This is a genomic window from Mesorhizobium waimense (assembly GCF_003601975.1).
Classification (GTDB): Bacteria; Pseudomonadota; Alphaproteobacteria; order Rhizobiales; family Rhizobiaceae; genus Mesorhizobium; species Mesorhizobium waimense.
This window is the reverse complement of the sequence record NZ_QZWZ01000289.1, coordinates 1-227: the sequence shown is the minus strand read 5'-3', so window position 1 is coordinate 227 and position 227 is coordinate 1. Positions and strand designations below refer to the sequence as shown.

The following is a 227-nucleotide window of genomic DNA, read 5'->3' as shown; positions in this document are numbered from 1 at the left end:
GGCCGCCTATCTGGACTTCGTGGTAGAGATCATCCGCAGATCCGACGACCAGAAGGGCTTCGAAGTCTTGCCCCGCCGCTGGGTTGTCGAGCGCACCTTCGGCTGGATGACAAGATGGCGCCGCCTCGTGCGCGACTACGAGAAGCGCATCGACGTCTCTCACGCCATGATCCTTGTCGCTATGGGCGGCAATCTCATCCGCAGAAACGCTCATCCCTGAATTTCAA

The 227-nt window shown here is 59.5% G+C and carries 1 protein-coding gene; it reads left to right on the top strand.

Annotated elements, in window-relative coordinates; genetic code table 11:
- Nucleotides 1–220, top strand: a 220-nt coding sequence (locus D3227_RS41045; RefSeq protein WP_147377868.1) for a transposase, incomplete at its 5' end; no start/stop codon positions are given.
- Nucleotides 221–227 lie beyond the last annotated feature (7 nt).